30 protein-coding genes are annotated in these 25803 nt (G+C 64.4%); 19 read left to right on the top strand and 11 right to left on the bottom strand.

Annotated elements, in window-relative coordinates; all coding sequences use genetic code 11:
* Positions 1-184: 184 nt before the first annotated feature.
* Positions 185-655, top strand: a complete 471-nt coding sequence (locus tag AC3WJD_RS19245; protein ID WP_492748363.1) for a YegP family protein — start codon at positions 185-187, stop codon at positions 653-655.
* Positions 656-1002: 347 nt separating this feature from the next.
* On the opposite strand, the gene AC3WJD_RS19240 is transcribed toward AC3WJD_RS19245, so the two are convergent.
* On the bottom strand, positions 1003-1401 hold the full coding sequence (locus tag AC3WJD_RS19240; protein WP_492748362.1) for a beta/gamma crystallin-related protein: 399 nt from the start codon (positions 1399-1401) through the stop codon (positions 1003-1005).
* A 610-nt stretch (positions 1402-2011) separates the two neighbouring features.
* Between AC3WJD_RS19240 and AC3WJD_RS19235 the strand changes: the two genes are divergently transcribed.
* The 5 genes from AC3WJD_RS19235 to guaA all read left to right on the top strand — a co-directional run bounded on the left by AC3WJD_RS19235 (position 2012) and on the right by guaA (position 7516).
* Positions 2012-4144, top strand: a complete 2133-nt coding sequence (locus AC3WJD_RS19235) for a prolyl oligopeptidase family serine peptidase (RefSeq protein ID WP_492748361.1) — start codon at positions 2012-2014, stop codon at positions 4142-4144.
* Positions 4111-4497 (top strand): hypothetical protein, encoded by a 387-nt coding sequence (locus AC3WJD_RS19230; RefSeq protein ID WP_492748360.1) that lies wholly within the window; start codon positions 4111-4113, stop codon positions 4495-4497. The genes AC3WJD_RS19235 and AC3WJD_RS19230 overlap by 34 nt, the downstream gene beginning before the upstream one ends.
* A 251-nt stretch (positions 4498-4748) precedes the next feature.
* Positions 4749-5264, top strand: coding sequence for a hypothetical protein (locus AC3WJD_RS19225; protein WP_492748359.1), 516 nt, complete (start codon positions 4749-4751; stop codon positions 5262-5264).
* A 124-nt stretch (positions 5265-5388) separates the two neighbouring features.
* Positions 5389-5853 (top strand): hypothetical protein, encoded by a 465-nt coding sequence (locus AC3WJD_RS19220; protein ID WP_492748358.1) that lies wholly within the window; start codon positions 5389-5391, stop codon positions 5851-5853.
* A gap of 103 nt (positions 5854-5956) precedes the next feature.
* Positions 5957-7516, top strand: a complete 1560-nt coding sequence (gene guaA, locus AC3WJD_RS19215) for a glutamine-hydrolyzing GMP synthase (RefSeq protein WP_492748357.1) — start codon at positions 5957-5959, stop codon at positions 7514-7516.
* Between the two features lie 54 nt (positions 7517-7570).
* On the opposite strand, the gene AC3WJD_RS19210 is transcribed toward guaA, so the two are convergent.
* Positions 7571-8053, bottom strand: a complete 483-nt coding sequence (locus AC3WJD_RS19210; protein ID WP_492748356.1) for a cupin domain-containing protein — start codon at positions 8051-8053, stop codon at positions 7571-7573.
* A 77-nt stretch (positions 8054-8130) separates the two neighbouring features.
* A complete protein-coding gene (locus AC3WJD_RS19205) occupies positions 8131-8793 on the bottom strand; it encodes a VOC family protein (protein ID WP_492748355.1) in 663 nt (220 codons plus the stop codon).
* Between the two features lie 212 nt (positions 8794-9005).
* Between AC3WJD_RS19205 and AC3WJD_RS19200 the strand changes: the two genes are divergently transcribed.
* Complete coding sequence (locus AC3WJD_RS19200) at positions 9006-9245, top strand: hypothetical protein (RefSeq protein WP_492748354.1); 240 nt, start codon at positions 9006-9008, stop codon at positions 9243-9245.
* On the opposite strand, the gene AC3WJD_RS19195 is transcribed toward AC3WJD_RS19200, so the two are convergent.
* Together AC3WJD_RS19195 and AC3WJD_RS19190 are read right to left on the bottom strand one after the other, a co-directional pair.
* The gene (locus AC3WJD_RS19195) at positions 9246-9737 is read right to left on the bottom strand and encodes an SRPBCC family protein (protein ID WP_492748353.1); all 492 of its coding nucleotides are present in this window, start codon (positions 9735-9737) and stop codon (positions 9246-9248) included.
* On the bottom strand, positions 9738-10112 hold the full coding sequence (locus AC3WJD_RS19190; RefSeq protein WP_492748352.1) for an ArsR/SmtB family transcription factor: 375 nt from the start codon (positions 10110-10112) through the stop codon (positions 9738-9740). It lies immediately after the preceding gene.
* Positions 10113-10231: 119 nt separating this feature from the next.
* Here AC3WJD_RS19190 and AC3WJD_RS19185 point away from each other — a divergent pair, with 119 nt between their 5' ends.
* Positions 10232-10579: an ArsC family reductase gene (locus AC3WJD_RS19185; RefSeq protein WP_492748351.1), complete on the top strand. Its 348-nt coding sequence runs from the start codon at positions 10232-10234 to the stop codon at positions 10577-10579.
* Here the strand turns inward: AC3WJD_RS19185 and AC3WJD_RS19180 are convergent.
* A complete protein-coding gene (locus AC3WJD_RS19180; RefSeq protein WP_492748349.1) occupies positions 10545-11519 on the bottom strand; it encodes a YeeE/YedE thiosulfate transporter family protein in 975 nt (324 codons plus the stop codon). The genes AC3WJD_RS19185 and AC3WJD_RS19180 overlap by 35 nt on opposite strands.
* 190 nt (positions 11520-11709) lie before the next feature.
* Here AC3WJD_RS19180 and AC3WJD_RS19175 point away from each other — a divergent pair, with 190 nt between their 5' ends.
* Positions 11710-12717: a glycerophosphodiester phosphodiesterase gene (locus tag AC3WJD_RS19175; RefSeq protein WP_492748348.1), complete on the top strand. Its 1008-nt coding sequence runs from the start codon at positions 11710-11712 to the stop codon at positions 12715-12717.
* A gap of 26 nt (positions 12718-12743) precedes the next feature.
* A complete protein-coding gene (locus AC3WJD_RS19170) occupies positions 12744-13124 on the top strand; it encodes a GFA family protein (RefSeq protein ID WP_492748347.1) in 381 nt (126 codons plus the stop codon).
* 35 nt (positions 13125-13159) lie between these two features.
* Here the strand turns inward: AC3WJD_RS19170 and AC3WJD_RS19165 are convergent, their stop codons facing one another.
* Positions 13160-14203: a phosphatase PAP2 family protein gene (locus AC3WJD_RS19165; RefSeq protein ID WP_492748346.1), complete on the bottom strand. Its 1044-nt coding sequence runs from the start codon at positions 14201-14203 to the stop codon at positions 13160-13162.
* Between the two features lie 203 nt (positions 14204-14406).
* Between AC3WJD_RS19165 and panB the strand changes: the two genes are divergently transcribed.
* The 6 genes from panB (at position 14407) to AC3WJD_RS19135 (ending at position 19607) form a co-directional block, all read left to right on the top strand.
* The gene (panB, locus tag AC3WJD_RS19160) at positions 14407-15267 is read left to right on the top strand and encodes a 3-methyl-2-oxobutanoate hydroxymethyltransferase (RefSeq protein ID WP_492748345.1); all 861 of its coding nucleotides are present in this window, start codon (positions 14407-14409) and stop codon (positions 15265-15267) included.
* A gap of 66 nt (positions 15268-15333) precedes the next feature.
* Complete coding sequence (locus AC3WJD_RS19155) at positions 15334-16035, top strand: tetratricopeptide repeat protein (RefSeq protein WP_492748344.1); 702 nt, start codon at positions 15334-15336, stop codon at positions 16033-16035.
* Positions 16032-17405 carry an outer membrane protein assembly factor BamB family protein gene (locus AC3WJD_RS19150; protein ID WP_492748343.1) on the top strand — a complete coding sequence of 458 codons (1374 nt, stop codon included), beginning with the start codon at positions 16032-16034 and terminating at the stop codon, positions 17403-17405. Before AC3WJD_RS19155 ends, AC3WJD_RS19150 begins: the two co-directional genes overlap by 4 nt.
* 110 nt (positions 17406-17515) lie before the next feature.
* Entirely contained in the window at positions 17516-18877 is a 1362-nt protein-coding gene (gene der / locus AC3WJD_RS19145; protein WP_492748342.1) for a ribosome biogenesis GTPase Der, read from the top strand.
* Positions 18874-19092, top strand: coding sequence for a sulfurtransferase TusA family protein (locus AC3WJD_RS19140; RefSeq protein ID WP_492748341.1), 219 nt, complete (start codon positions 18874-18876; stop codon positions 19090-19092). The genes der and AC3WJD_RS19140 overlap by 4 nt, the downstream gene beginning before the upstream one ends.
* 80 nt (positions 19093-19172) lie before the next feature.
* Positions 19173-19607, top strand: coding sequence for an Hpt domain-containing protein (locus tag AC3WJD_RS19135; protein ID WP_492748340.1), 435 nt, complete (start codon positions 19173-19175; stop codon positions 19605-19607).
* A gap of 92 nt (positions 19608-19699) precedes the next feature.
* Here AC3WJD_RS19135 and AC3WJD_RS19130 read toward each other — a convergent pair whose 3' ends face one another.
* Positions 19700-21073 (bottom strand): hypothetical protein, encoded by a 1374-nt coding sequence (locus AC3WJD_RS19130; protein ID WP_492748339.1) that lies wholly within the window; start codon positions 21071-21073, stop codon positions 19700-19702.
* A 250-nt stretch (positions 21074-21323) separates the two neighbouring features.
* On the opposite strand from AC3WJD_RS19130, the gene AC3WJD_RS19125 reads away from it, so the two are divergent.
* Positions 21324-22145 (top strand): alpha/beta hydrolase, encoded by an 822-nt coding sequence (locus AC3WJD_RS19125; RefSeq protein WP_492748338.1) that lies wholly within the window; start codon positions 21324-21326, stop codon positions 22143-22145.
* On the opposite strand, the gene bfr is transcribed toward AC3WJD_RS19125, so the two are convergent.
* The 3 genes from bfr to AC3WJD_RS19110 all read right to left on the bottom strand — a co-directional run bounded on the left by bfr (position 22142) and on the right by AC3WJD_RS19110 (position 24231).
* Positions 22142-22624 carry a bacterioferritin gene (gene bfr / locus AC3WJD_RS19120; RefSeq protein ID WP_492748337.1) on the bottom strand — a complete coding sequence of 161 codons (483 nt, stop codon included), beginning with the start codon at positions 22622-22624 and terminating at the stop codon, positions 22142-22144. The two genes, AC3WJD_RS19125 and bfr, sit on opposite strands and share 4 nt — an antisense overlap.
* A gap of 108 nt (positions 22625-22732) precedes the next feature.
* On the bottom strand, positions 22733-22906 hold the full coding sequence (locus tag AC3WJD_RS19115) for a (2Fe-2S)-binding protein (RefSeq protein ID WP_492748336.1): 174 nt from the start codon (positions 22904-22906) through the stop codon (positions 22733-22735).
* A gap of 59 nt (positions 22907-22965) precedes the next feature.
* Positions 22966-24231, bottom strand: a complete 1266-nt coding sequence (locus tag AC3WJD_RS19110) for a DUF418 domain-containing protein (RefSeq protein WP_492748335.1) — start codon at positions 24229-24231, stop codon at positions 22966-22968.
* Between the two features lie 93 nt (positions 24232-24324).
* Here AC3WJD_RS19110 and fdhD point away from each other — a divergent pair, with 93 nt between their 5' ends.
* Positions 24325-25104, top strand: coding sequence for a formate dehydrogenase accessory sulfurtransferase FdhD (fdhD, locus tag AC3WJD_RS19105; RefSeq protein WP_492748365.1), 780 nt, complete (start codon positions 24325-24327; stop codon positions 25102-25104).
* Positions 25105-25252: 148 nt separating this feature from the next.
* On the top strand, positions 25253-25654 hold the full coding sequence (locus tag AC3WJD_RS19100; RefSeq protein ID WP_492748364.1) for a YciI family protein: 402 nt from the start codon (positions 25253-25255) through the stop codon (positions 25652-25654).
* Positions 25655-25803: the final 149 nt, after the last annotated feature.

Raw genomic sequence — 25803 nt, 5'->3', positions numbered from 1 at the left:
TTGTTGGGGGGGGGCGGAAGGCGGGTGGGCGAGCCGATGGCGCCGCCCGCACGCCGCGAAACCGCGCGTTCGCCAGCAGCCCCGTTTGCGTGTACTATGCGGCATCGTCGCTTCCGTACCTTTTCGCAGGCCCGCGACGACTGAGAGACACACACCGCTCCCGCTTGCCAATGGGAGCAGGAATATGCCGGTCAATCATGACATGCCGTCGCGGTGGCGCGGGGAGCTGGATTCCGCCGCACCGGCGCCCGACGACGTCCGTGAGGATATCCTGGCCGAGTATGCCCCGGCCGGTGGCGCCACGGAGCTGAACCGGAAAAAGACATCCCCGGCAGCGACCGGCGAGCGCGGAGTGACGAGCGAGCATCCGTGGCGGCTGGTGGCGTGTTGGGTGCCGAGCAAGACAAGCCCGGGCGCGCAGGCCTGTTTCGAAATCTATCGTGCTTCGGAGGTCAGCCTGACGTCGACGCTACGGTCGGGGGGCGACTGGCGGTGGCGCCTTCGCGCCGAACCCGATCGGATACTGGCTTCGGGGCGCGGATATCGCACCGAACAGGAATGCACGCACGCAGTGGAGCAGCTCAAGCACTACGCCACGGGCGCCGACATTCGCCAGATTGCCGCCCCCGGTCTGAAGGCCCCGGGCGCGATCTGACGACGCGCAGCGCTAGAAGCTGCTCGACGTTCTGGCCGAGCGCTACAAGGACCGCAACGGTGGCCGTGCTAGCCTGCTAGGGCGTAGATTGGCCTACTCAGAAAGTCGCCGCTAACGTTTGCACAGAAGATCGCGTAGCGCATAGGCGCGCACACGGTTTCCGGTGCCCAGATCTATGACGTTCGTCGTCTGTGTCCTGGCGCGCCCTACATAGGTTGCTGACGTGAAGCCCGCGAGCCGGCAATAGGTGTCTCCTCCACTCTGCAGATTGCTGGTCGTTGCCACCTGCGTGCCGTCCAGGGTAGGTCGGGCGAAGAAGGCGACATCCTGACCCTCTACAGCTTCGCCTACGTCCATGTTGGCAAGGTTGGCGGCAGTCCGGTCGCGACGTCGGAACCCGGCGTCGACGCTGCGGCATCCGACGCGGGGCGCAGTGATGCGATTGACGATCGGGCGATATATGTTTGATTGGAAGACAGCGTGGTGCAGTTTCCCGCATATTGCGCGTTAGAGCAAACCTGCCACTCGCCCTGCACCTTAACGCTTTGCGCGCGCTTGGCGAAGTTCTGCGTCGCAAGATCGGGCGCCGCCGAGGTGATGGTTACTGAGCGACCAAGATAGGCTGGCAGTTCATACAGTGTCACCTGTCCCTTCGTGGCCGGCGATGGGCCCGACTGAGATAACGCGGCGGATACAATCGCACCAATCGGAAGGACGGCCAAGACCACAAGCCAAGGATCACGCATATATGCTCTCCTTCAACCAAGCCGCTCAGAGACTAACCCCCCGAAATCCACGGGAGTTTCCGCGGGCTCGCAGGCGTTCCCACCAAGTCGCCGTTCCAAAACTTGCCGCCGCTCGTTTAACGACCGTCTCCGGATTTTTCGCTCAAGACCAGACGCGCAGAAAACGGCCAGTTCCCGACATACGCGTCTCCTTCCGAGAAGGCTCGGTCCAGTCCCTCCTGACTTTCACGATGTACCATCTAGGTGTCCTCTGAGCGTCAGATCGCCTGGGCCGGCTATAGCGGTCTCGCGCCTGAAAACCCTGTCCTACACGCCCTCGCCCTGACATGCTCATGGCGGACGGCACTGGCCGTCCCGGCCCCCGGGGCGAATAACATGCGCGTTTGCGAGAAGTTTGCGAAGTTTAGCGAGGCCAGCGGCGTTGCCGAGGCGGCCCGGCGCGCGTTTCCGCGCCTTTTTTCTTCGCGTGCGCGACGCATGTCGTTCGTCGAGTCGTGTTTGCGATCCGTCGTCCGCGCGCTACGTTTCACCGCAGCTTCATTTCGCTTGGAGACGATACCCCATGCGCTACCCGCTTGTTCTTTTGAGCCTTCCCCTTATCGCGCTGCCCATGAGCCTCAACGCACAGACCCCCGCCGACGACGCCGCGCCGATCTCGGGCAGGGCGGCCGCGCCCGCCTTCGCGTATCCCGTGAGCGAGGCCAATGGCCCCACCGAGGATCATTTCGGGATCAAGGTGGCCGATCCCTATCGCTGGCTCGAAAACGACGTGCGCGAGGACGCCAGGGTCAAGACCTGGGTGGACGCGCAGAACAACGTGACCAACGCCTATCTCGACACGCTGCCCGGGCGCGGCGTGCTCAAGGCACGCATGACGCAGTTGATGAACTTCGAGCGCTTCGGCGTACCGCGCAAGGCGGGGACGCGGTATTTCTACACGCGCAACGATGGTCTGCAGAACCAGTCGGTGCTCTATGTGCAGGACGGTCCCACGGCGGCGCGGCGCGTGCTGATCGATCCCAATATATGGGCCAGGGACGGCGCCACGGCGCTCGCTGAATGGAGCCCCTCGGACGATGGCAGCAAGCTCGTCTACAGCGTGCAGGACGGCGGCAGCGACTGGCGCACCGTCCGCGTGCTCGACGTCGCGACGGGCAATGTGCTTGCCGACGAGGTCAAGTGGGTCAAGTTCTCGGGCATGTCCTGGGCGCTTGACGGCAGCGGCTTCTATTATTCGCGCTTCGCGGCACCGCAGGCAGGGCAAGCGTTCCAGTCGACCAACACCAATCAGAAGGTCTATTTCCACAGGATCGGGACGTCGCAGGACGCCGATATGCTGGTCTACGCGACGCCCGACCGGCCGCAGCTCGGCCACGGCGCACAGGTCACCGATGACGGCAAATACCTGCTGATCACCTCGTCCTCGGGCACCGACGAGCGCTATGAGCTGCATGTGCTCGATCTCGGCAAGCCGGGGGCGAAGCCCGTGACGCTGGTCAAGGGGCTTGAGAACAACTGGGAGCTGGTCGGCAATGTCGGCACGCGCTTCTATTTCATCACCAACAAGGGCGCGCCGCGCCAGCGGCTGGTCACGCTTGATGTCGCCAAGCTGAAGGCCGCCCCCGTCGAGATCGTTGCCGAGCGCACCGACACGCTGGTCGGCGCCTCGATGGTGGGCGAGAAGATCGTGCTCGCCTATCTCGGCGACGCCAAGTCCGAGGCCGAGATGGTGACATTGGAGGGCAAGCCCGGGGGCGTGGTCAACCTGCCCGGGATCGGCACCGCCACCGGCTTTGGCGGCAAGGCGGGCGATCCCGAAACCTTCTACACCTTTTCGAGCTTCGCGACGCCGCCGACGGTCTATCGCTTCAACACCAGCACGGGCGAGGCGAGCATCTTCGCGCAGCCCAAGGTCGCGTTCGATCCCAATGCCTTTGAGACGGTGCAGCAGTTCTACACCTCGAAGGACGGCACCAGGATTCCGATCTTCATCGTCCGCAAGAAGGGCGCCGCGCCCGCGGGCGGTGCGCCGACGCTGCTCTACGGCTATGGCGGGTTCAACATCTCGGTGACGCCCAGCTTCTCGGCGACCAAGCTCGCCTGGATCGAACAGGGCGGCGTGCTCGCGATCGCGAACCTGCGTGGCGGCGGCGAGTACGGCAAGGCGTGGCACGATGCTGGCCGCCTCGCCAACAAGCAGAATGTGTTCGACGACTTCATCGCCGCGGGTGAGTATCTGGTCGCGCAGGGCATCACGGGCAAGGGCGAGCTCGCGATCGAGGGGCGGTCCAATGGCGGCCTGCTCGTCGGCGCGGTGGTCAACCAGCGGCCCGACCTGTTCGCTGCGGCGCTGCCGGGCGTGGGCGTGATGGACATGCTGCGCTTCGACCGCTGGACTGCGGGACGCTATTGGGTCGACGATTATGGCTATCCGTCGAAGGAAGGCGATTTCAAGGTGTTGCGGACCTATTCGCCCTATCACAACGTCAAGTCGGGTGCGGATTATCCCGCGATCCTCGTCACCACCGCGGACACCGACGATCGCGTCGTGCCCGGCCACAGCTTCAAATATACCGCGGCGCTGCAGGCCGCGGCTATCGGCGCGAAGCCGCACATGATCCGCATCGAGACGCGCGCGGGCCATGGCTCGGGCAAGCCGACCGACAAGATCATCGAGGAGGCGGCTGGCACCTATGCATTCATCGCGAAATGGACGGGCTTGTCGATCGGCTCGGCGCAATAACGTTGAAAGCGCGATTAAATAGGCGCAGGGAGGAACCGGTCGCGATTTCGCAGGTTTTCTCCATGCGCGTAATGCGCCCTCAGCAAAGGGGAACAACGATGAGAAAGTTGGGAACTGCCGCAGCCGCGTTGGCTGCGCTCACCATGGCTACCTCACCCGTCATCGCCGCCGCTCCCGAGACGGCCGCATCCAAATTGTCGGTCGCGAAAAATGTAAAGCGCACGGGCGCGGACAGCGCGGTGAACAATCAGATCGCGGGTGGCAGCTGGATTTTGATCGGTCTCGCGGCGGTTGCGGTTATTGTGGGCATCATCCTGATCACGGATGACGACGACGAGCCGGCAAGCCCCTGACTTGAGGCTTCGACCAGGCCGCTGACCTGGCTGCCGGCGCGGTATCGCCGGCAGCAAACGCAGGGATCGCGAGGCCGATCCTGGCGCCAGGTGGCTGGGAACAACGCCGTTGAATGGATGGAAGGAATGGCGCTGCCGTTCCTTCCTTTGGCGTGCCCGCGACGAACGGTTCATCGCGTGGAAAGCACTTTTGGCCTATGAGGTCCAAACGGGCTTTCATGGCGAGGCTCGCGAGCGAAAGGATCGCTTGCATGCGCTGGGGACACAGCATCGCGGGTTCGGCCGTCATTGCCGCTCTCATCGCAACTTCGATAACGCCGGCCGCGGCGCGGCGCGGCTACGGCGGCTGGCATCATCGTCATCACGATCGTAACGATATCGACGCGGGCGATGTGCTTACGGGCATCCTCATTCTCGGCGGAATTGCCGCGATTGCCTCGGCGGCGTCCAGGAAGCGCGAACCGGCCACGCGTCATGACTATCCCGCAGAGGGTTCGAGCAGCGCGGGCAGGATCGCGAGCGAGGACGCGGCCGTCGATGCCTGTGCGGCCGCAGCTGAACGTCGCGTGTCCGGGGATGGCCGCAACGGCCATGTCCGGGAGATCAGTTCGGTCGATCCGGTCGATGACGGGTGGGAAGTGCATGGCGTGGTGGAGAGCCGTCAGGGCTATCGCACGGGCTATGACGACCGTCGCGGCTTCACCTGTTCGGTGCGCTACGGCCAGATCGAACAGATCGAACTCGACAGCAGCGTCGCGGTGCGCTGATCGCGCCATCGCGACGAGGTGACGCGATCTTCGGACGGGATCGTGCCCGTGCACCCGTCGGTTCATGGCCAAGAAAGCGCGTAACTCATAGGGCTGGCGCATCACATCAGCGAAAGGGTTGCGTATGTCGGGCTTCAAGGCACTGGGCGGATCGGCGATATTGGGGACGCTGCTGCTTGTCTCCGCGACGCCGGCGTTCGCTTTTGACCCGCCACAGCGGCTTCAGCGCGACGCCGAGGGTGCACAGGCCGATCGCGTCGACGATGAGGACTGGACGGACGAAGAAGATGCCGGGGATCAAACGCCTTCGGACAGGGACGCGCAAGCCGCCCCCTCGAGCGACGAGGATGCCGCGGTCGATCTGTGCGCGGTTGCCGCCGAACGCGAGGCGACGATCGATGGCCGCCGCGGGCGCGTCAGCGCGATCGGCGATGTGCGAAAGACGGGCGGCGGCTGGGAGGTCGAAGGCGTGGTCGAGACGGGGCGAGGACTGATCGGCCTGTTCCGCGACGAAACGCTGTTCAGCTGTGTCGTGCGCAACGGCAAGGTGGAGAGTGTGCGTATCGAGGACGAATCGGACGCGGGGTAACGCGGCCAGCACGTCGGCCGCGATCGAACGGCAAAACTGGACAGGCGCGCGCGCTGGCTCTAACCGGCGCGCACCTTCCCATTCCAGACATTCGGGCGACTCGATGACCGTACAGCCGCAGGATTCCATCCTCATCGTCGATTTCGGCAGCCAGGTGACCCAATTGATCGCCCGGCGCGTGCGCGAGGCGGGGGTCTATAGCGAGATCGCGCCGTTCAATTCCGCCGGCGAGGCTTTCGAGCGGATGAAACCCTCGGGCATCATCCTGTCGGGCGGTCCGGCCTCGGTCACTGATATCGAGAGCCCCCGCGCGCCCCAGCATTTCTTCGAGGCGGGCATACCCGTTCTCGGCATCTGCTACGGCCAGCAGACGATGATGGAGCAATTGGGCGGCAAGGTCGAATCGCACGACCATGCCGAGTTCGGCCGCGCCTTTATCGGCATCGCCGAACGCTCGGCGCTGTTCGACGGCCTCTGGCTCGAAGGCGAGACGCATCAGGTCTGGATGAGCCACGGCGACCGCGTCACCGCGCTGGCGCCGGGTTTCCGTACGATTGCGCAATCCGACGGGGCGCCCTTCGCAGCGACCGCGGACGAGGAGCGCCGCTTCTACGGCGTCCAGTTCCACCCCGAGGTTGTCCATACCCCCGATGGCGCGAAGCTGATCGCCAATTTCGCGCGCCATGTCTGCGGGCTCAAGGGCGACTGGACCATGGCCGAATTCCGCGAGACCAAGATCGCCGAGATTCGCGCGCAGGTGGGCAAAGGCAAGGTGATCTGCGGGCTTTCGGGCGGTGTCGACAGCGCGGTCGCGGCGGTGCTGATCCATGAGGCGATCGGCGAGCAACTGACCTGCGTCTTCGTCGATCACGGGCTGATGCGATCGGGCGAGGCCGATCAGGTGGTGAGCCTGTTTCGCGGGCACTACAATATCCCGCTCGTCCATGTGAACGCCGAGACGCTGTTCCTTTCAGGCCTTGCGGGCGAGACCGATCCCGAGAAGAAGCGCAAATTCATCGGCAAGACCTTCATCGACGTGTTCGAGGAAGAGGCGCGCAAGATCGGCGGCGCCCAGTTCCTCGCACAGGGCACGCTCTATCCCGACGTGATCGAGAGCGTCAGCTTCACCGGCGGGCCTTCGGTGACGATCAAGAGCCACCACAATGTCGGCGGCCTGCCCGAGCGAATGAACATGAAGCTGGTCGAGCCGCTGCGCGAGCTGTTCAAGGACGAGGTCCGCGCGCTGGGCCGCGAACTTGGCCTGCCCGAAGTGTTCGTCGGCCGCCATCCCTTCCCCGGGCCGGGGCTCGCGATCCGCATCCCGGGCGAAGTGACCAAGGAAAAGTGCGACATATTGCGCAAGGCCGACGCGATCTATCTGGAGGAGATCCGCAATGCCGGGCTCTATGATGCGATCTGGCAGGCCTTTGCGGTGCTGCTGCCCGTCAAGACCGTGGGCGTGATGGGCGACGGGCGGACCTATGACAGCGTCTGCGGCCTGCGCGCGGTGACCTCGACCGACGGCATGACCGCCGATGTCTTTTCCTTCGATGCGAGCTTCCTGACGCGCGTCGCGACGCGGATCGTCAACGAGGTCAAGGGCATCAACCGCGTCGTCTACGACTATACCTCGAAGCCGCCGGGCACGATCGAGTGGGAGTAACGAAAAAGGGGCGTCCGGGGACGCCCCCTTTTCGTTACTCAACGGCCGCCACGCCTATTTGTGTGTATGCGGCTCGACCAGGGTCGCGAGCGGCTGGCCCGGTTCGACGATATAGGTCGACAGCATCCGTCCAGTTTCAGGGCCGATGTCGCGCGCGTTGTGCGGTGTCCGCGGGGGGATGACGAAGCCGTCACCCGCGCGGAGGATGACGGTCGGGCGCCCCTGCACCTGCATCTCGACGGTGCCGGCGATGATGAAGCCGACCTCCTCGCCCGGATGAATGTGCCATCCCGACTCGACGCCGGGCGGAATTTCGGTTTCGACCTGAACGATCTCGCGACCCGCGATCGAGGAGGGCGCGCGCTGGATCACGCGACGGGTCAGCTTGCCCGCCAGCGCGTCCCGCGGCTGCGCGGGCGCGCCAGCAGCAACCGGACTTGCCGGGTCCTTGGCCATTGCGGCCGCGGCCGGCCAAGCGAGGACCAGCGCGAGCGCCGCGGCTGGAAAAAATGCAGACCCTTTCAATCGCATCCGCATGGTGAAGCTCCCTGATGGTGCGGCATTTGTTCATGGGCACCGGGCTTCCTGAAGGCCCGGTGCCCATGCGATGATGTTTATTCGGGCAACGGCTCGCCGGTCTGCTCGCGGACAAGATATTCGGCATACCAGTCCGCCCAGTTCTCATCGTGCTTGCCGCCATTGCGCTTTTCATGCTCGCCATGGGCGGCACCGGCGCGGCGAAGCGCGCCGGCGAGGTCTGCGGGCGAAGCGAAGCTCGCGCCGTTGGCATCGATGCGGCCGGGCAGGCGCGTGGTGACTTCCTGGAGCAGCCAGCCATTGCCATCGGGATCGCTGAACGACGCATAGGAGCGGTAGGTGCCGCGTTCCGGATCGACACCGGCGACACGGCGCCGTCCGAAAAGATATGGCTCGTCGGTTCCCTCATGGGCATCGCCCTCGGCGTGGAAAGACTCGCTGATCGCGATGCCACGTGCCCGCAGTTCCTCGCGGGCGGCCTCGATATCGGAGACGATCAGATAGAGACCCTGCGCGGAGCCGGGCGCAGCTGCGGTGACATTCTTGCCGAAGATGACTGAGGCGCCCGAGCCCGGAGGGGTGAACTGGATCACGCGGAAATCGTCGGGACCGGCGAAGTCGGCATCGAGACGCCATCCGAGGCGCTCATAAAATGCCTTGGCGCGATCGACGTCTGCAACGGGAATGACGATGATCTCGAGCTTGAAATCGATGCCGGAGGCTTTGCTTGCATTGCTCATGACACGTTCCTTGAAGGTTCTGGTCGGGGACGGCGACGTACATCTTCGCCTGATAACTCGCAACCGATCAAATCGGATGCGAGTTAAATATATGTGTGTCCGAGTCGTGTCAAGGCTTTTCCGATTAAATCGCGTGCGATCTATATTGCGGCGGCAAATGCGTTGCGGGACAGCCTCTTCCCGCAGTCTCATCACGCCGATAGAAGGATGCGATGAAGGTCCGCTATCGCGTCATCCATCAGCGCAAGTCGATTTTCGCCGCGCTGCTCAGCGGGCGCAGCTACACCGACTGGTATATCGCGCAGCACAGGCGCTGGTACGGCTGGCGCGAGCTTGGCACCTATCCGAGCGTTGAGGAAGCCGAGGCCGCGTGCGACGAGCATGCCGGAGGCAAGCTGCTGCCCGGCGGCACCCGCATTGTCGCCGAGTTCACGCGGCTCGACGAGGACTGATCAGGCGGTGACCCTGCCCGCCTTGATATAGTCGACCATCTGGGTCACCACCGTGCCCCAGCCATCGTGAAAGCCCATCTCCTCGTGGCTCTTGCGCGTCTCTTCGTTGCCGTGGATCGCGATCGCGGTGTAGCGCGTCCCCGTTCCGTTGGGCTCGAGCAACAGCGCCGCGGTGAAGAAGGGCTTGGGCGCGGGACGGTATCCGGGGAGCAGCGTGTCGGTCCAGATCATCCGCTGGTGCGGCACGACCTCCAGAAAGCACCCCATATTGGGGAATTCCTGGCCTTCGGGCGAGCGCATGGTGGTCGCGAAGATGCCGCCGGGGCGCAGGTCGATCTCGCAGGACGTGATCGTCCAGGGCTTGGGCACGAACCACTGGCGGATATGCTCCGGCGTCGTCCATGCCTTCCAGACGAGCTCTACGGGCACGTCGAGCTCGCGTTCCAGCACGAGGTCGAGCCTGGGGTCGGGCTTTCCAAGGGGGAACGTCATTCAGGGGTTCTCCTCTTCCCTCATCTTCAGCAGATGGACGTCGAGCCGGTCGAGCCGGCGTTCCCAGAGCGTGCGCTGCCGGCCCAGCCAGTCCTCGGCAAGTTTCAGGTAGTCCGCTTCGAGGCGATAGGTGCGGACGCGCCCGACCTTGCGCGAGGCGACGAGGCCGCAGCTTTCGAGCACCTTCAGATGCTCGACAAAGGAGGGCAGTGCCATCTTGTAGGGCGCCGCAAGCTCGCTCACCGACGCCTGCCTTGCGCTCAGCCGCTGGACGACATCGCGCCGCGTCGGATCCGCAAGCGCGCGAAAGATGCCGTCGATGACCGAGGGCGGGGGCGGCGGTGCGGGTGCCGGAACAGAAAGCTGCGGAAACATTGTGGCATGGCTACAGCCATCATATACTTAGGTAAATACCTAAGTATATGATGGCGCCGCGCGCTCTTGATCCCGTGATGCGCGAGCGCCTAGGGCGAGGTGGAAAGGAGCCGCGGCGAATGGCTATCACCATGTATGGCATCAAGAATTGCGACACGATCAAGAAGGCGCGGACTTGGCTCGAGGATCGCGGGATCGCCTATGATTTTCACGATTACAAGGCCTCGGGTGCTGACGAAACGCAGCTCCGCCGCTGGGTCGGGGAGTTTGGGTGGGAGATGTTACTCAACCGCTCGGGGACGACCTTCCGCAAGCTGCCCGAGGCCGACCGCGAGGGGCTCGACGCCGAAAAGGCGATCGCGCTGATGCTGGCACAACCCTCGATGATCAAGCGCCCCGTGCTCGATACGGGCGATGCGCGGCTGGTCGGCTTCAAGCCCGATCTTTACGAAGCGGCCATCGGATAGGGGCGGCCCGCCATCGCGCCGCGATGGTCTCGAGCGCCCAGAGCGTCGCCATCGTCACGATATAGGCGACGGCGAGATTGGGCAGCAGCAGCGGCAGGCCGACCATCAGCATCATGTCGTTTCCACCCGGGATCAGCACCGCGCCCATGCCCATCACGAAACCTCCGAGTGAGGCACGCAGCCATTGGGAGCGCGTGCCGTGCTGCACCTTGAAGCTGCGTCCGGCCACCGCGCCGCCGACCGCGCCGAGCACGAAGGCGAAGGTCAAGACGATCCGGTGGGGGATGTGATTCCCTTCCATCGCGGCGATATCGACAAGCAGCCGCGTATAGGGCCAATCATGTGCCAGTGTGAGCAACGTGGCATTGACGATGCCGATCACCGCCATCGCGCGCACCTGAGACCAGCCGGACGTCGTCGCGCGGAAGCCGCCTTGCCGGCGCATGGCCAGGGCAAGGACCAGCGCGAGTCCGAGCGAAACGGCGACGAGGATCGCCGCGTCGAATTGCAGCAGCGGCGACAGGACCACACCGTTCAGCGCCGAGGCGCGGACCGTTCCTGAGGCGAAGAGCGTGAACGCGCCCGCGAGGAAGCCGGCCAGCGTCGCGCCATAGGCGAGGTTGCCCCCTCCGAGCGCTCCCACCGTCCCGAACGCGCATTTGCCATTGATGTGTGCGCCGAGCGCGAAGACCATGCCGCCAATCACGGTGGTGGGTCTTATGGGCAGGTCGCGGTGGAGCGCCAGCACCGGAGTGCCGGACCATTGCATGATCGCCATCACCGCGAACGCACAGGCGGCGCAGAACAGGAAGCCCAGCAACCTGCTCGCGCGGCGATCCTCGATCACTTCCTGAACCGCGCCGACCGCGCAGACCGATCCGCGTTGCGTGGCAAAGCCGGCGACAAATACCAGGGAGAAGAGGATCGGCAGCATCGACATGACCGGAATCTAGCAGAAACCGCGCCGCATATCGCTCGATGTGTGCGCGCGAACGCCCGGTGATATTCGGCAATTCGGCCCGGCCGGCTTATTTCGAAGCACCACGGGGCTAGGCGCGACCGACGCGCAATGCCACATTGCCGTAACAGCGCGGTCCCAGTGAAAGGCATGTGTTGATGCGGGGGTATCTATGCTCGGTTGGCTGGTTCCGGTTGCGCTCATGCTGAGCGCCGTCGCTGTGGAGGCGAGGCCGATCGTGATCGCGCATCGCGGGGCGAGCGGCGAGCGCCCCGAACATACGCTCGAATCCTATGCGCGTGCGATCGAACTGGGCGCAGATTTCGTCGAGCCGGATCTGGTGATGACGAAGGACGGCGTGCTGGTGGCGCGGCACGAGAACGAGATTTCGGGGACCACCGATGTCGCCCATCATCACGAATTCGCCGACCGCAAGGCGACGAAGACGATCGACGGACAGAAGGTGAGCGGCTGGTTCACCGAGGATTTCACGCTTGAAGAGCTGAGGACGCTGCGCGCGTGCGAGCGCCTGCCGGCGCTGCGGCCGCAGAACACCGCCTATGACGGGCAGTTCGTGATCCCAACCTTTCAGGAAATCATCGACCTTGTGCGTGCGAAGGAAAGGGAAACCGGGCGGCCGATCGGGCTGTATCCCGAAACCAAGCATCCCGGCTATTTCCAGTCGATCGGGCTGGCGATGGAGGGGCCGCTGGTCGCGATGCTCGGGCGCAACGGCTATAGCGAAGCCGCGGATCCCGTGTTCATCCAGTCCTTCGAGGCCGCGAATCTGCGCGAACTGCGCGGCATGACCAGGCTGCGGTTGATCCAGCTCATCGGACCCGAGTCCCATTTCGCGGCGATGACGACGCCCGAGGGACTGAAACAGGTGGCAGGCTATGCCGATGGCGTCGGCCCCGCCAAGTCGCTGATCGTGCCGGTAAGCAAGCTCGGCACACGCGGCACCCCGACCAGCTTCGTGACCGACGCGCACGCGGCCGGGCTCAAGGTCCATGTCTGGACCTTTCGTATCGAGAATTATTTCCTGCCCGCCGATATGCGCAGGGGCGTCAATCCGCGCGCGCCGGGCGATCTGGCCGGCGAGATCCGGCTGTTCACCGGACTGGGCGTCGATGGTGTTTTCAGCGACAATCCCGGAGAGGCGCTGGCGGCATTGCGATAGTGCGGAACAACGAAGGGAATGCGATGATGCACAGGGGATCATGCCTTTGCGGCGCGGTGCGTTTCGAGATCGATGACGCATTGCATGGCCCCGACGCCTGCCATTGCAGCATGTGCCGCAAGGTGTCGGGCCACTACTGGGCATCCACCGACCTGCCCGAATCACGACTGAAGCTGAGCGGCGCGGACAAGTTGACCTGGTATCAGTCGTCGGAGAAGGTGAAGCGCGGCTTCTGCTCAGTCTGCGGATCGGCGTTGTTCTGGAAACCGATCTTCAAAAACAGCATCGCGGTTGCGATGGGCGCGTTCGATACGCCCACCGAGACGCATCTGGCGGTCCACATTTTCGTTGCTGACAAGGGCGACTATTACGACATCGCCGACAATGTGCCGCAAAGGGCGCAGTGACGTTGCCATCGGGCGCATGTTTCAATGCGGGGCGATCAACCGGGGCGGCGGCGGGTGAGCAGTGCGGTCGATTTCCACAGCGCGACCATCATCGCCGCGCCAATCACGCCGTCGCTCGCATAGTGCCAGCCGAAATGGATCGAGCCGATCCAGATCGCGACCGCAAATGCCGTCATCACCCAGCCTAGCCAGCGGCGTATCTGGAAGCCGCCAATCGCGAACAGCGCGGCCATCGCGACGTGCATCGAGGGCATCGCCGAGATGCCGCCCACCGCCTCGAGCCGCGGGTTGAGGAAGGTGGAGAGCAGTTGCGGCTGATAGCCGAGCGTGTGGATCGTGACGCCCGCGGCTTCGGCGCTTCGGCCCAGCTCTGCCAGCCGCTGATTGAGGAGCGCGAAATTGGCGTCCGGACCGACCAGCGCATTGTAATAGCAGGGACCCGCGGACCCGAGGATCCAGGCGGCGACGCTGCCGATGAGGATCCACGACGCCAGCCAGCAGCTGACGAGCCGCAGGCGAATCTCGTAGCTTCTGGCGAGCGCGATCGCGATCGCGGGGAAGCAGTACATCAGGATGAACCAGCACTGTGTGTAGCAGATGTCGAGCAGCTTGGCGGCGGGCCAGCCGCCGAGGAGGCCGTGCGTGACCATCCACGGATCATGGCCGAGGAACAGCCAGCGATCGAACTCGGCGAGCGCGGGATCGAGCGGAAAGCCGCGCGGGGGCATGACGAACTGCTTAAACATCAGGAACGAGGTGATCGTCGTCCCCGTGACCAGCGCGGCGACGCCGAGCCAGGGCGCGTAGTCGAAGGGCTCCGCCTCGACGGGACCGCGCTTCAACCGGAAACGGTGGCTGGTAAAACCGATGCAAAGCGCAGCACCCGCCGAGAGCAGGATATAGAAGGCGAGGTAGAGGAAGAAATCGGCATAGCGGGCGGGGGTCAGGTTGAGCAGGAGGATGCCTGCAAAGCCGATCACACCCAGCAATCGTCCCATGCTCCGCCGCTGATGCGTCGGCACATCAAGGATCATGCGCGCGATGTTCAGCCCCGCCCTTGCCCCATTCCGCCCTGTCAATGACTCGCCTTCGTTCGACCCGGCGCAGCCCTACTGCACGCTAGCCTTGCGATGTAGCAAAGCTTGTACGACGGGCAAGGGCGGATATCGTCACCCGCCGCCGGGCGGCCCCGCCCCGTCGCGGCGAGGCGGCGCTGCGCGCAACATCGACCGATGTACCCGCGGTCTGGCGGATGCGGGATTGAGCGGCTAAAGAGGCGGCCATGTCCACGACCTACACGCTCGACACCTCGACCAGCCGCGCGCATCCGACGCCTGCGCCGATGAAGCGCATGACGGTGCCGCAGATCCAGGCGCGTAAAGGTGCCGATCCGATCGTCATGCTCACCGCCTATACGGCGCGTATGGCGCAGCTGCTCGACAGGCATTGCGACATGCTGCTGGTAGGCGACAGCCTCGGGCAGGTGATCTACGGCCTGCCCTCGACGCTGCCCGTGACACTCGACATGATGATCGCGCATGGCGCGGCGGTCGTGCGCGGCAGCTATCATTCGGTGGTCGTCGTCGACATGCCCTTTGGCAGCTATGAGGCGAGCCCCGAGGACGCGTTCCGCGCAGCCTCGCGGGTGCTTGCCGACACGGGCGCGGCAGCGGTCAAGCTCGAGGGCGGCGAGGCGATGGCGCCCACCGTCAACTTCCTGTCGTCGCGCGGCATTCCGGTGGTCGGCCATATCGGGTTGACCCCGCAGGCGGTGAACGCGCTGGGCGGCTATGGCGCGCGCGGGCGCACCAATGCCGAGCACGCCAAGATCATCGCGGACGCGCGCGCGATCGCGGACGCGGGCGCTTTCTCAATGGTCGTCGAGGGCGTGGTCGAGCCACTGGCCCGGGCGGTGACGGCCGAGGTGTCTTGCCCCGTGATCGGAATCGGCGCGTCGGCGCAATGCGACGGCCAGGTGCTGGTGATCGACGACATGCTCGGCATGTTCGAACGCACCGCGCGCTTCGTGAAGCGCTATGACGATCTGGCGACGCGGATCGAGGACGCTGCGACACGCTATGCCGAGGAGGTGCGCACCCGCGCATTTCCCGGCGTGGAGCAGACATATCAACCCAAAGATTGAGGCGCTTTCGTTTCTTGGCGCGCGCGGCTAATGTCCGCGCCAATTTGCATATCCGGAGAATAGACCTTGGCATCGACGCCCCCGAGCAATGAAGCCTTCCTGCGCGAAGTCGACGAAGAACTGCGCCGCGATCAGATCGCGAGCGCTGCCCGGCGCTGGGGCAAGGCCGCGATCGTCGCGGTGGTCGTCGCGCTCGCCGCCTTTGGCGGCTGGCTGTGGTGGAGCCACCAGCAAACCAAGCAGGCCGAGGCAGAGGGCGAGCAGTTGATCCAGGTTCTCGACGATCTCGAGGCGGGGCGGCAGGCGGGCACGGCTGCCAAGCTGAAGCCGCTCGCCGAAAGCGATATCGACGGCTATCGCGCCACCGCCAAACTGACCGAGGCAAGCCTGAAGCTGCAGGCGGGCGATACCAAGGGCGCCGCTGCGGGCTACAAGGCGGTTGCCGAGGATACCAGCATCGCCAAACCTTTTCGCGACCTGGCGCTCGTCCGCCAGACCGCCGCCGAATATGACAGCCTGAAGCCTCAGGATGTGGTGACGCGGTTGAAGCCGCTCGCGGTCGAAGGTGGCCCCTGGTTCGGGTCGGCGGGCGAGATGGTCGCTATCGCCTATCTCAACATGAACAAGCCCGATCTGGCGGGCCCGCTTTTCGCCGCAATTGCAAAGGATGAAGGCGTGCCCGAATCGATCCGTTCACGCGCGGTCCAGATGGCGGGCGTATTGGGGGTGGATGCGGTTGCAGAACCGCGTGGGGAAAAGAAGGAATGACCTTGGTGAGGAATGGAGTTCTGGTTGCGGCTGCTGCGGTTCTGCTGGGCGGCTGCAGCATTCTCGGGGGTGGTCAAGACACCAAGCCAAAGACGCCCACCGTGGGCAAGCGCGTTCCCGTGCTGACCGCCGAGCGGAGCGTCGAGATCGACCCTGCGCTCGCCGATGTCGCGGTGGTGCTGCCATCGGCCGCGGTCAATTCCGAATGGACGCAGCCTGGGGGCAATGCCTCCAAGTCGATGGGCAATCTGGCGCTCGGCGAGACACTGGCGCCAGCCTGGACCGCGAACATGGCGGGGACCAGCAAATATGAGCGGCTCGCCTCGCCGCCGATCGTCGCCAATGGCCGCGTCTATGCGGTCGACAGCCGCGCCAAGCTGCGTGCCTATGACGCGCAGAGCGGTGCCGAGGTCTGGACCGTCCAGGTTGGCGACCCCAAGGACGTCGCGGGCGGACGCAGCTGGTGGACGGGCGAGCTGACGGGCAATGTCGGGGCGCTGTTCGGCGGTGGCGTCAGCTATGACAATGGCATGCTCTATGCGACCAACGGCATCGGCGATGTCGCGGCGTTCAAGGCCGATACGGGCGCGCAGGTGTGGAAGAAGCGCCCCGGCGGCCCGCTGCGCGGTGCGCCGGGCGTCGGCAACGGCAATGTCTATGTGATGAGCCAGGACAACCAGATCTTCGCGCTGAGGCAGAGCGACGGCAATCAGGAATGGGCGCGCTCGGGCACACTCGAGACCGCGGGCGTGTTCGGCGTCGCCAGTCCCTCGATCGCGCAGGGCACCGTCGTCGCGGGATATTCCTCGGGCGAACTCAGCGCCTATCGCTACGAGAACGGCCAGGAAGTGTGGCAGGACGCGCTTGCGCGTACCAGCATCGCGACCGCGGTGGGCATCCTCTCCGATATCGACGCCGATCCGGTGATCGACCAGGGCCGCGTCTTCGCGGTCGGGCAGGGTGGCCGCATGGTCTCGCTCGAGCTGGTGACCGGGCAGCGCCTCTGGGAAATCAACATCGCGGGAATCGCCACCCCCTGGGTTGCGGGCGAATGGGTGTTCGTCGTGACCGACGAGGCCAAGGTGCTGTGCCTGTCGCGCGTCAGCGGCAAGGTGCGCTGGATGGCCGAACTTCCGCGTTACCGGAACCCCAAGAAGAAGGCGGGCCCGATCAGCTGGCAGGGGCCCGTGCTCGCGGGCGACCGGCTGGTGCTGGTGAGCAGCGAGGGCGTACTTGCCGAGGTTGCGACCGCCGACGGCGCGATCCGGAGCCAGCGCGAGCTCAAGGCGTCGGTGGACCTGCCCCCGGTGGTGGCCAACAACACGCTCTACATTCTCGATGACAGCGGCCGGCTGACCGCCTGGCGCTGATGCGGGCCGGCGCCATCGCGGCGCGGGCCTCGCGACAATTTGGTTGAATCGGGAGGACGATCCGCCTCATTTTGGGCGGGTCGTCCTCGATTGCTTATGGAGAAGGCCAGATGGCCAGGAGATTGCCCGTGGTCGCCATCGTCGGGCGGCCGAATGTGGGCAAGTCGACGCTGTTCAATCGGCTGGTCGGCAAGAAACTTGCGCTGGTCGACGACCTGCCCGGCGTGACCCGCGACCGGCGCGAGGGCGAGGCGAATCTGCTCGGCCTCGATTTTCGCCTGTTCGACACCGCGGGCTTCGAGGACGAGGATCCGCAGAGCCTTCCCGGCCGCATGCGCGTGCAGACCGAGGCTGCGGTTGCCGAGGCCGATGTCGCGCTGTTCCTGATCGACGCGCGCGCAGGGATCGTCCCGCTCGATGCCGAAATCGCGCGCTGGCTGCGCGGGAGCACGACACCGGTCATCCTTGTCGCCAACAAGGCCGAGGGACGTGCGGGCGAGACGGGCGTGCTCGAATCGCTCGAGCTGGGCTTTGGCGATCCCGTCCAGCTTTCCGCCGAGCATGGCGAGGGCGTTGCCGATCTGTTCGAGGCGCTGCTGCCGCATATCGATCGCGACGAAGACGAAGAGGACGAGGAGGAGGATGCCGAGAACGGTCCCCTGAAGCTCGCGATCGTCGGGCGTCCCAATGCGGGCAAGTCGACCCTGGTCAACCGCATCCTTGGCGAGGACCGGATGATCACCGGGCCCGAGGCCGGGATCACACGCGATTCGATCGCGGTCGACCTCGAATGGCCGCACGGCGAAGGTACGCGCCCGCTTCGGCTGATCGACACCGCAGGGATGCGCAAGAAGGCGAAGGTCCAGGACAAGCTCGAAAAGCTGTCGGTCGCCGACGCGCTGCGCGCGGTGGATTTCGCGGAGGTCGTGGTACTGCTGCTCGACGCGACGCTGGGGCTCGAGGCGCAGGATCTCAAGATCGCCGATCGCGTGCTTGAGGAAGGCCGCGCGCTCGTCATCGCGATCAACAAATGGGACGTGGCCGAAGACCCCTCGAGCCTGTTCCAGGGCATACGCAAGGCGCTGGACGAGGGACTGGCGCAGGTGAAGGGCGTGCCGCTGATCGCGGTGTCCGCGGCGACGGGCAAGGGCATCGACCAGATGATCGACGTCGCCTTCGAAACGCGCGAGGCATGGTCCAAGCGTGTCTCGACGGGCCAGCTCAACCGCTGGTTCGAGCGCGCGATCGAGGCCAATCCGCCGCCCGCCCCGGGCGGCAAGCGGATCAAGCTGCGTTATGTGACGCAGGCCAAGACCCGACCGCCGGGCTTCGTGCTGTTCGGCACGCGTGTCGACCAACTGCCCGAAAGCTATCGCCGCTATCTGGTAAACGGCATCCGCCGCGAGCTGGGCTTCGGCGCGGTGCCCGTGCGGCTGACGCTGAGGGCGCCCAAGAACCCCTACGGGAAATGACGCCGCCGCTGGTCGACGCGCGCGGGATGCGCTGCCCCTGGCCCGTGCTGCGGCTGGCGCGCGCGGCACGCGAGACGGGCGCGGGGGCCACCCTCCGCATCGTGGCTGATGATCCGATCGCGCCCGGCGAAATTGCCGCACTGGCCGAGGAACGCGGCTGGTCGGTCACTCCCGTCGACACCGCGATCGGTCCGGGTTTCGAAATCCTAACCTGACGCGTCAACGGTCTGTTTACTGCCCCGCGCTATTTTTGGCCTTGGGAACAAGTGTTTCAGGTGCTGGAGGATCGGGTTTCGTGACCCAGGTGGATCAGACTCTCGTCGATTGGCCGGCCTTTCTTGCCGCGCGGCAGGAACTAGGTGCGGATTTCATCCGGATTCTCGGCTATTTCCGCGAGGACGGCACCAAGTCGGTCGCCGCGATCGAGGAAGCGATGCGCGCGAAGAACGCGACGGCGCTGATCCTGCCCGCGCATACGCTCAAAGGCGAGTCGCGCCAGTTCGGCGCCGAGCCGCTGTCGGTGCTCGCCGAGCAGATCGAGGCGGTGGCGCGCCGCTGCGTCGAGACGCATGAGGCGCCCGACGAGGTACTCCAGCAGGTCGTACAGCTCCGCCCGACCTTCGAGGCGACGCTCGCGCTGCTCGAACGCGAGTGCAACCCGCTCGTCGAACGCCGGCCCGCCTTCGGCAAGAAGCCGGCGATCACCAATCAGGGTTTCGGCCGGATCTGAGGACGGCCGGTGGGCGGTCGACTGCCTGGCGCAGATGCTCAAGCGACCCGGTCACGTCCGGTTCTAGGGAAATATCCTTCCGCGACGGTCGCTTAGGGATCCGGCAAGATGCGGACATGCACGCGCGACGAAGATTCCTCGCTGCCGTTTCGCCCCACATAGTCAAAGAAGGCATAGCCGACGAAGCCATCGACGGGATCAATCTCGACCCGGCCCTTGTCGTTCAGCCTCACCGAAATCTTGAGCGAATTCGACGTGTCCGTGGACACCGAAATCGTCCTGTAGGTATCGCGCGCCGAGCCAAAAAAGCCGGCGAAGGATACGTCGTTACAAGAAGGCAACCACCGGTATATCTCGCCCGGCCTCACTATGTCGCCCACCTCGGGAAATTCAGAGCACTTTGACAGCGTCATTATGTTTGACGTGTACATTTCACGATAGTCCGGCACCGCGAAGTAGCGCGGTTCTACGATCGGCCTTGACGTATTCGTCAATTTCTCGAACGCATCCAGTATCGTTGCGTGGTTGATATTTCGTGCCCTCTGCAGATCGGTCGCCGAGACCGAGCTGAACAAGCGCCTGACCTCGGCCATGATGTAGAAGCGAAATGCGATGCTGTAGCGAAAGGCGGTCTCGTGATTGCTGATCAGTGGAGGCGTGAACGCCATATATTGAGTGATCAAACCAGCAATGGTGTCCATGTTTTCAGCCGGCGGATGAATGTGCGGGCTCTTTTTCAGGATCGCCAAGATGACGGTCTTGTCTTCGAGATTCCCGCTTCCCGTTTCCTTGATCACTTCGGCGATGTAGCGGATCGCTTCGGGCGAGGCGCCCGACCAATCGATCGGATCCCCTTGAAAGGGGGTCAGAAGAGTGGCAAGCGCCACCACCTTGAAATTTGCCGACGCGATCCGGGCCGCGTCCTGGGCTATGGCCGGATCGGCATTTCCCAGTTGTTGCGCCGCGTCGAAATGCAGAAGGTCCGTCGTTGCGCGCAGCGGCGCGGGACCACTGTTCAGCCCCAGGCCCTGGCGAACGATTTCCTGGCTGCCGGCGTAATCGATCAATGTCGTCAATGGTGAGAACACAGTCGCACCCAAGGGAGCGGTCACACCGACGCCGACTCCTGTCGCGACGTCGAAGCCGCTGACCATCATGCGCACATTGGGTGCCGCCGGTGGCTGGCCCGCTGCGGGATTCAGGCTTCCCGGCACGCCGCGCCCGAACTCGCCGGACAAGCTGGTTTGCACCCTCCCGTCGACGGCATCGTTGAAGCTGCCGTTGCCGTTGTTGTCGATGTAAACGATTGCCGCCAGCGAACCTATCCCCGACGCCGTGAATCGAGTTCCTGTCGGTGTGGGAGTAGGCGTTGGAGTCGGGAGCGGATTTGGCGAAGGCGTCGAACCGGATCCTCCCGAACCCCCACCCCCTCCGCAATTCGTCACGGCAAGCAGACAGATGATCATTAGGCACCGCGATGCGGTGCCGCCCCTCAAGGATACGTGCATTCATTCCCCGATTTCGACGCTGATCACATTTCATCGTCTGGAGAAAAAGGAAAGCGCAATCAGCACTGTATTATGTGCGATGCCGTCGCGGAGCAGCGGGATCTCCTCATTCTCCAGCGCCAGTTCGGCCGGCGATCACCAATCAGGGTTTCGGCCGGATCTGAAGCCCCCGCATAGATCACGTGGCCACGCATGCTAGAACAACGCGATGTGGCTGAAAATCGCGCTGATTCTGGTGACGCTGTACGCAGCGGCGCTCGTGCTGGTTTTCTTCGCGCAAACCTGGCTGCTGTTCCCGAGGGGCGCCATGGCTGCGGCTGTTCCGCTGCCGGCGTCGGCGGAGATGCTCAAGTTGCGCGCCAGTTCTGGCGAAATGCTGCAGGGCGTGCACATTGCGCCCGCGCAAGGCGGACCCGCGCGGCATGTGCTGCTCGGGTTCGGCGGCAATGGATGGAACGCGAATGACGCTGCGGATTATCTCCACAATCTCTTTCCCCAAGCCGATATCATCGTCTTCCATTATCGCGGCTACGCGCCGAGCGAGGGGAGCCCGAGCGCAGCGGCGCTGAAGGCCGACGCGCCGCTGATCTTCGATTTCGTGCGCGATCGTTTCAGCGGTGCGCGCATCGTGCCGGCAGGATTCAGCATCGGCGGCGGCGTCGCTGCCTCGCTTGCGGCGCACCGCCCGCTCGACGGCCTGATCCTTGTCACGCCTTTCGATTCACTGACCGAGGTGGCCGCCCGGCAGTATCCGTGGCTGCCAGTCCGGCTGCTGTTTCGCCACAGGCTTGATCCTGCGCGCGATCTTGCCGGCGTGCACGTTCCAGTTGCGCTTATCGCGGGCGAACGTGACAGGCTGATCCCCGCTGAACGTACCGCAGCGCTCGCGCGCGCCGTTCCACGGCTTGTGCTCATGCGCACGATCCCGCGTGCGGGCCACAACGACATCTATCAGCAACCCGCGTTTCGCGACGCGATGCACGAGGCGCTGGACCGTGTGCTCGCGTCGCCAATACTGTCCGCCGATTAATCCTCTTCAGTCGGCGACGACTGCAGCTGGATATAGTTCTGCAGTCCCATGCGTTCGATCATGTCGAACTGCTTCTCGAGCGTGTCGACATGCTCTTCCTCATTTTCGAGGATCTCGGCGAGCAGATCGCGGCTGACATAGTCGCGCACGCTCTCGCAATGCGCGATGCCGTCGCGCAGCAGCGGGATCGCCTCATTCTCCAGCGCAAGGTCGGCCTTGAGGATCTCCTCGACGGTCTCGCCGATCTTGAGGCGTCCGAGCAGCTGGAAATTGGGGAGGCCTTCAAGAAAGAAGATGCGCTCCGACAGCTTGTCCGCGTGCTTCATCTCGTCGATCGATTCATGGCGTTCGAACTCGGCGAGCCTGGTGACGCCCCAATTGTCGAGCATGCGGTAGTGGAGCCAATACTGGTTCACCGCGGTCAGCTCATTCTTGAGCGCCTCGTTCAAATATTCGATGACCTTGGTATCGCCCTTCACTGTACGCTCCTCTGTCGGGAAAGCGCGAATATACGCCTCAAACGGCGGTCAGTGAAGCAAAAAAATGGCGGATTTCTGCGGTTTATTCAGCGAGTGCAGTCGCTATTGTCAGGCGGTCGCAAGCTCGGATTTGATAATGCTTTGCGCAAACGGGATGCATTGTCCGCAGCGCGTCCGGCGGCCGAGCGTGGCATAGGCCGTGCATGTATTGGTGCCCCCACCACTGCGCACCGTCTCGCGCAGATCCTTTTCCCGGATGGCATTACAGATGCAGACGACCAAGGCGAATCCTCCGATAATGATTCGCAGATAAGGCTAGTGATAATGGATCGCAATAGACTTTAGTGGGGATTCGTCGCTTTTCGCATCGGCTGAAGCGCACCGCGTGCCAGCGAACGCCAGAGCCATTCGAAGGGGCCATAGGCGAAACGGTCCAGCCAAGGCTTCGACCAGAGCAGCATCAGTGCCCAGACCGCAAGCACGAACGGATAGACGCCCGCGCGCGAGACGTGGCCGAACAGGCCGAGACCGTAGCCGTAGAAGAGCGTCGTCATGATGAGGCTGGTGCCGAGATAGTTGGTGAAGGCCGCGCGGCCCGCGGCGGCGATGCGCGCGACGATCGGGCTGCCTGCAAAGCGCTGGAGCAGCCAGATGGCGAGCGCGGCATGCGCTATCACGAGCACGATGCGAAACGGCGCTGCCCAGACGAACACCGCGCCGAAGACGGTCAGCGGATCGAAGCCGCTGGCGAAGCACCACAGGCCGAGCAGGATCATCGGCGGCAGGCCGATCAGATAATGGCGGCGAGCGGTCTTCAGATAGTCACGGGACGCCCATTGCCCCGTCAGGAAGCCGTTCCTCTGGAGCGCCATGCCGAGCAGCATCAGCCCCAGCGTCTCGATGCCCGACATCAGGATCATCAGCAGCGGCCCCGTGACGCGGTCGCCCGTGCGATAGGCGAGGATTTCGGCATAGCCGCCGCGATAGACCGCGGTCTCCCCGGCGATCGCGGGGCTGCCGGGGGCGCCAAGGCCCTGTTGCATCTCCGTGAAGCTCCTGATCGCCTCGGACGAGGCGTCGGGCTGGCTCGCCGCGACCTGCATCATCAACATCATCAGCCAGAGGAATGCCCAGAGGAAGAAGCTGATTGCGATGAAGATGATGCCCCATTTGATGAGGTTCATCGGTTCGCGGTGGCTGAACAGATAGGCGACGCAGCCAACGACCGCGTAGAGCACGAGGATGTCGCCGAACCAGATCAGGTAATAGTGCGCGAGGCCGAAGAGCAGCAGCCACACCATGCGCCGCGCATGCACCTTGCCGCCATCCTCGCCCTTCACCTCGGCGCGTTCAATCACGAGCAGCATGCTGGCGCCGAAGAGCAGCGAGAAGAGCCCACGCATCTTGCCGTCGACCAGCACGAAATTGGCCGCCCAGACGCCGAGGTCGATCGCGCGCGTCCCGCCCCAGGCAAGAGGGTTGATATAGGCCTGTTCGGGCATGGTGAAGGCGATGACGTTCATCAACAATATGCCCATCACCGCAAGCCCACGGATCGCATCGAGCGTCAGAAGACGGGACGGCGCGGCGCTGTTGGTGGTGGTCATGCGGCTCCCCCGGATTGTCGTTGCGATGTGGACCCGCTACCCGCGCCTTGGCAAGTGCTTGTCGGCGCGCGCGCTTTGCGCGACACCTTCGGCATGACAACCACCGCCAGCATCGCAACGCATTTCACGGCCATCGGCGCGGATGGCGCCGTGCGCGCGGCCGATCGCAACGTCGCGGTCGAGCATCCTGTCGCAGTCGAGTTCAATGGTCTGGGCTATGCGGTGATGATGGCGACGCCAGCCGACCTGGCCGATTTCGCCTATGGCTTTGCGCTGTCCGAGCGGCTGATCGATAGCGCGGCGGATATTGTTGACGTGGACGCCCATGACACCGGCAACGGCACGATCCTGCGCATCCAGCTCGCAGAGGCGCGCGCGGGGCTGGTGGTGGATCGCGTGCGGCACCGCGTGTCGGAATCGAGCTGTGGGCTGTGCGGGATCGAGAATCTGGAGCAGGCGCTCCGCCCGCTGCCCAAGGTGGCGGGCAAGGCGCCCGAGCGCGAGGCTGTGTTTGCTTCGCTAGCGACGCTGGGAGAGTATCAACCGCTCAACCACGTGACGGGCGCGGTGCATGGCGCGGCGCTCTGCGGCGCGGACGGCACGATCCGGCTGGTGCGCGAGGATGTCGGGCGTCACAACGCCTTCGACAAGCTCATCGGCGCGATGCTGCGCGCAGGACTCGGCTGGGATGGGGGCTTCGCACTGCTGACCGCGCGTTGCTCCTATGAACTGGTCGAGAAGGCGGTGCTGGCAGGGTGTCCGGCATTGGCGACGATTTCGGCGCCAACGAGCCTTGCGCTGGAACGTGCAAAGGTGGCGGGACTCAATCTGCTGACGCTGGCGCGGCCCGACAGCTACCTGGCTGCCGGGTAGAGATGTGGTCGGCTTTCGACCAATCTCGGTTATCGCGCCCTGCGCCTCAACCCTCGAAAAAAATTTGCAGGGCGATGTCGATTTCCGAAAACCCCGTTCGTCGTTCCGATGCCAGGCCGATGAGCCGGCTCAAGCAAGGAGACAGACGATGCGTGTGATGGTGTTGGTGAAGGCGACCGAGGACAGCGAAAAGGGCTTTGTTCCCACGCCCGAGACGATGGAGATGATGGAGGCGATGGGCAGATTTAACGACGAGCTGCGCGATGCCGGCATCCTGCGCGATGCCGATGGCCTCAAGCCCTCCTCGCAGGGCAAGCGCATCGCGTTCGATGGTCCCGGCCGCACGGTCATCGACGGCCCTTTCGCCGAAACCCGCGAGCTGGTCGCCGGCTTCTGGCTCTGGGAAGTCAAGGACATGGACGAGGCGGTCGCCTGGGTGAAGCGCTGCCCCAATCCTATGCCGGGACCGAGCGAGATCGAAATCCGCCCGCTGTACGAGATGGCTGATTTGCAATTAGAATCTGACGCTGGAGCTGACGGCAATCCATGATCGGACGCGTGAAGCGACCAGAGGCCTTGGATCACCTCGGTCGAGTGCGCAGAACGTAGACGCGTTGATGTTCGCAATGGGTCCAGACTGTGTAAAAACGTGCTGATGTGCTAATCTCCATTGCGATGATGGGGGGCGCAGATGGGGCG

This window comes from Sphingobium sp. FW306-1B-F04DB (assembly GCF_058781925.1).
This window is presented reverse-complemented; position numbering and strand designations above follow the sequence as displayed.

What these genes read in the sequence shown, in the direction of transcription:
- AC3WJD_RS19245 (WP_492748363.1), top strand. Translation starts at nt 185, where the DNA reads ATGCCGGTCAATCATGACATGCCGTCGCGGTGGCGCGGGGAGCTGGAT.
- AC3WJD_RS19240 (WP_492748362.1), bottom strand. Translation starts at nt 1,401, where the DNA reads ATGCGTGATCCTTGGCTTGTGGTCTTGGCCGTCCTTCCGATTGGTGCG.
- AC3WJD_RS19235 (WP_492748361.1), top strand. Translation starts at nt 2,012, where the DNA reads ATGAGCCTCAACGCACAGACCCCCGCCGACGACGCCGCGCCGATCTCG.
- AC3WJD_RS19230 (WP_492748360.1), top strand. Translation starts at nt 4,111, where the DNA reads ATGGACGGGCTTGTCGATCGGCTCGGCGCAATAACGTTGAAAGCGCGA.
- AC3WJD_RS19225 (WP_492748359.1), top strand. Translation starts at nt 4,749, where the DNA reads ATGCGCTGGGGACACAGCATCGCGGGTTCGGCCGTCATTGCCGCTCTC.
- AC3WJD_RS19220 (WP_492748358.1), top strand. Translation starts at nt 5,389, where the DNA reads ATGTCGGGCTTCAAGGCACTGGGCGGATCGGCGATATTGGGGACGCTG.
- guaA (WP_492748357.1), top strand. Translation starts at nt 5,957, where the DNA reads ATGACCGTACAGCCGCAGGATTCCATCCTCATCGTCGATTTCGGCAGC.
- AC3WJD_RS19210 (WP_492748356.1), bottom strand. Translation starts at nt 8,053, where the DNA reads ATGCGGATGCGATTGAAAGGGTCTGCATTTTTTCCAGCCGCGGCGCTC.
- AC3WJD_RS19205 (WP_492748355.1), bottom strand. Translation starts at nt 8,793, where the DNA reads ATGAGCAATGCAAGCAAAGCCTCCGGCATCGATTTCAAGCTCGAGATC.
- AC3WJD_RS19200 (WP_492748354.1), top strand. Translation starts at nt 9,006, where the DNA reads ATGAAGGTCCGCTATCGCGTCATCCATCAGCGCAAGTCGATTTTCGCC.
- AC3WJD_RS19195 (WP_492748353.1), bottom strand. Translation starts at nt 9,737, where the DNA reads ATGACGTTCCCCCTTGGAAAGCCCGACCCCAGGCTCGACCTCGTGCTG.
- AC3WJD_RS19190 (WP_492748352.1), bottom strand. Translation starts at nt 10,112, where the DNA reads ATGTTTCCGCAGCTTTCTGTTCCGGCACCCGCACCGCCGCCCCCGCCC.
- AC3WJD_RS19185 (WP_492748351.1), top strand. Translation starts at nt 10,232, where the DNA reads ATGGCTATCACCATGTATGGCATCAAGAATTGCGACACGATCAAGAAG.
- AC3WJD_RS19180 (WP_492748349.1), bottom strand. Translation starts at nt 11,519, where the DNA reads ATGTCGATGCTGCCGATCCTCTTCTCCCTGGTATTTGTCGCCGGCTTT.
- AC3WJD_RS19175 (WP_492748348.1), top strand. Translation starts at nt 11,710, where the DNA reads ATGCTCGGTTGGCTGGTTCCGGTTGCGCTCATGCTGAGCGCCGTCGCT.
- AC3WJD_RS19170 (WP_492748347.1), top strand. Translation starts at nt 12,744, where the DNA reads ATGCACAGGGGATCATGCCTTTGCGGCGCGGTGCGTTTCGAGATCGAT.
- panB (WP_492748345.1), top strand. Translation starts at nt 14,407, where the DNA reads ATGTCCACGACCTACACGCTCGACACCTCGACCAGCCGCGCGCATCCG.
- AC3WJD_RS19150 (WP_492748343.1), top strand. Translation starts at nt 16,032, where the DNA reads ATGACCTTGGTGAGGAATGGAGTTCTGGTTGCGGCTGCTGCGGTTCTG.
- der (WP_492748342.1), top strand. Translation starts at nt 17,516, where the DNA reads ATGGCCAGGAGATTGCCCGTGGTCGCCATCGTCGGGCGGCCGAATGTG.
- AC3WJD_RS19140 (WP_492748341.1), top strand. Translation starts at nt 18,874, where the DNA reads ATGACGCCGCCGCTGGTCGACGCGCGCGGGATGCGCTGCCCCTGGCCC.
- AC3WJD_RS19130 (WP_492748339.1), bottom strand. Translation starts at nt 21,073, where the DNA reads ATGATCATCTGTCTGCTTGCCGTGACGAATTGCGGAGGGGGTGGGGGT.
- AC3WJD_RS19125 (WP_492748338.1), top strand. Translation starts at nt 21,324, where the DNA reads ATGTGGCTGAAAATCGCGCTGATTCTGGTGACGCTGTACGCAGCGGCG.
- AC3WJD_RS19110 (WP_492748335.1), bottom strand. Translation starts at nt 24,231, where the DNA reads ATGACCACCACCAACAGCGCCGCGCCGTCCCGTCTTCTGACGCTCGAT.
- fdhD (WP_492748365.1), top strand. Translation starts at nt 24,325, where the DNA reads ATGACAACCACCGCCAGCATCGCAACGCATTTCACGGCCATCGGCGCG.
- AC3WJD_RS19100 (WP_492748364.1), top strand. Translation starts at nt 25,253, where the DNA reads ATGCGTGTGATGGTGTTGGTGAAGGCGACCGAGGACAGCGAAAAGGGC.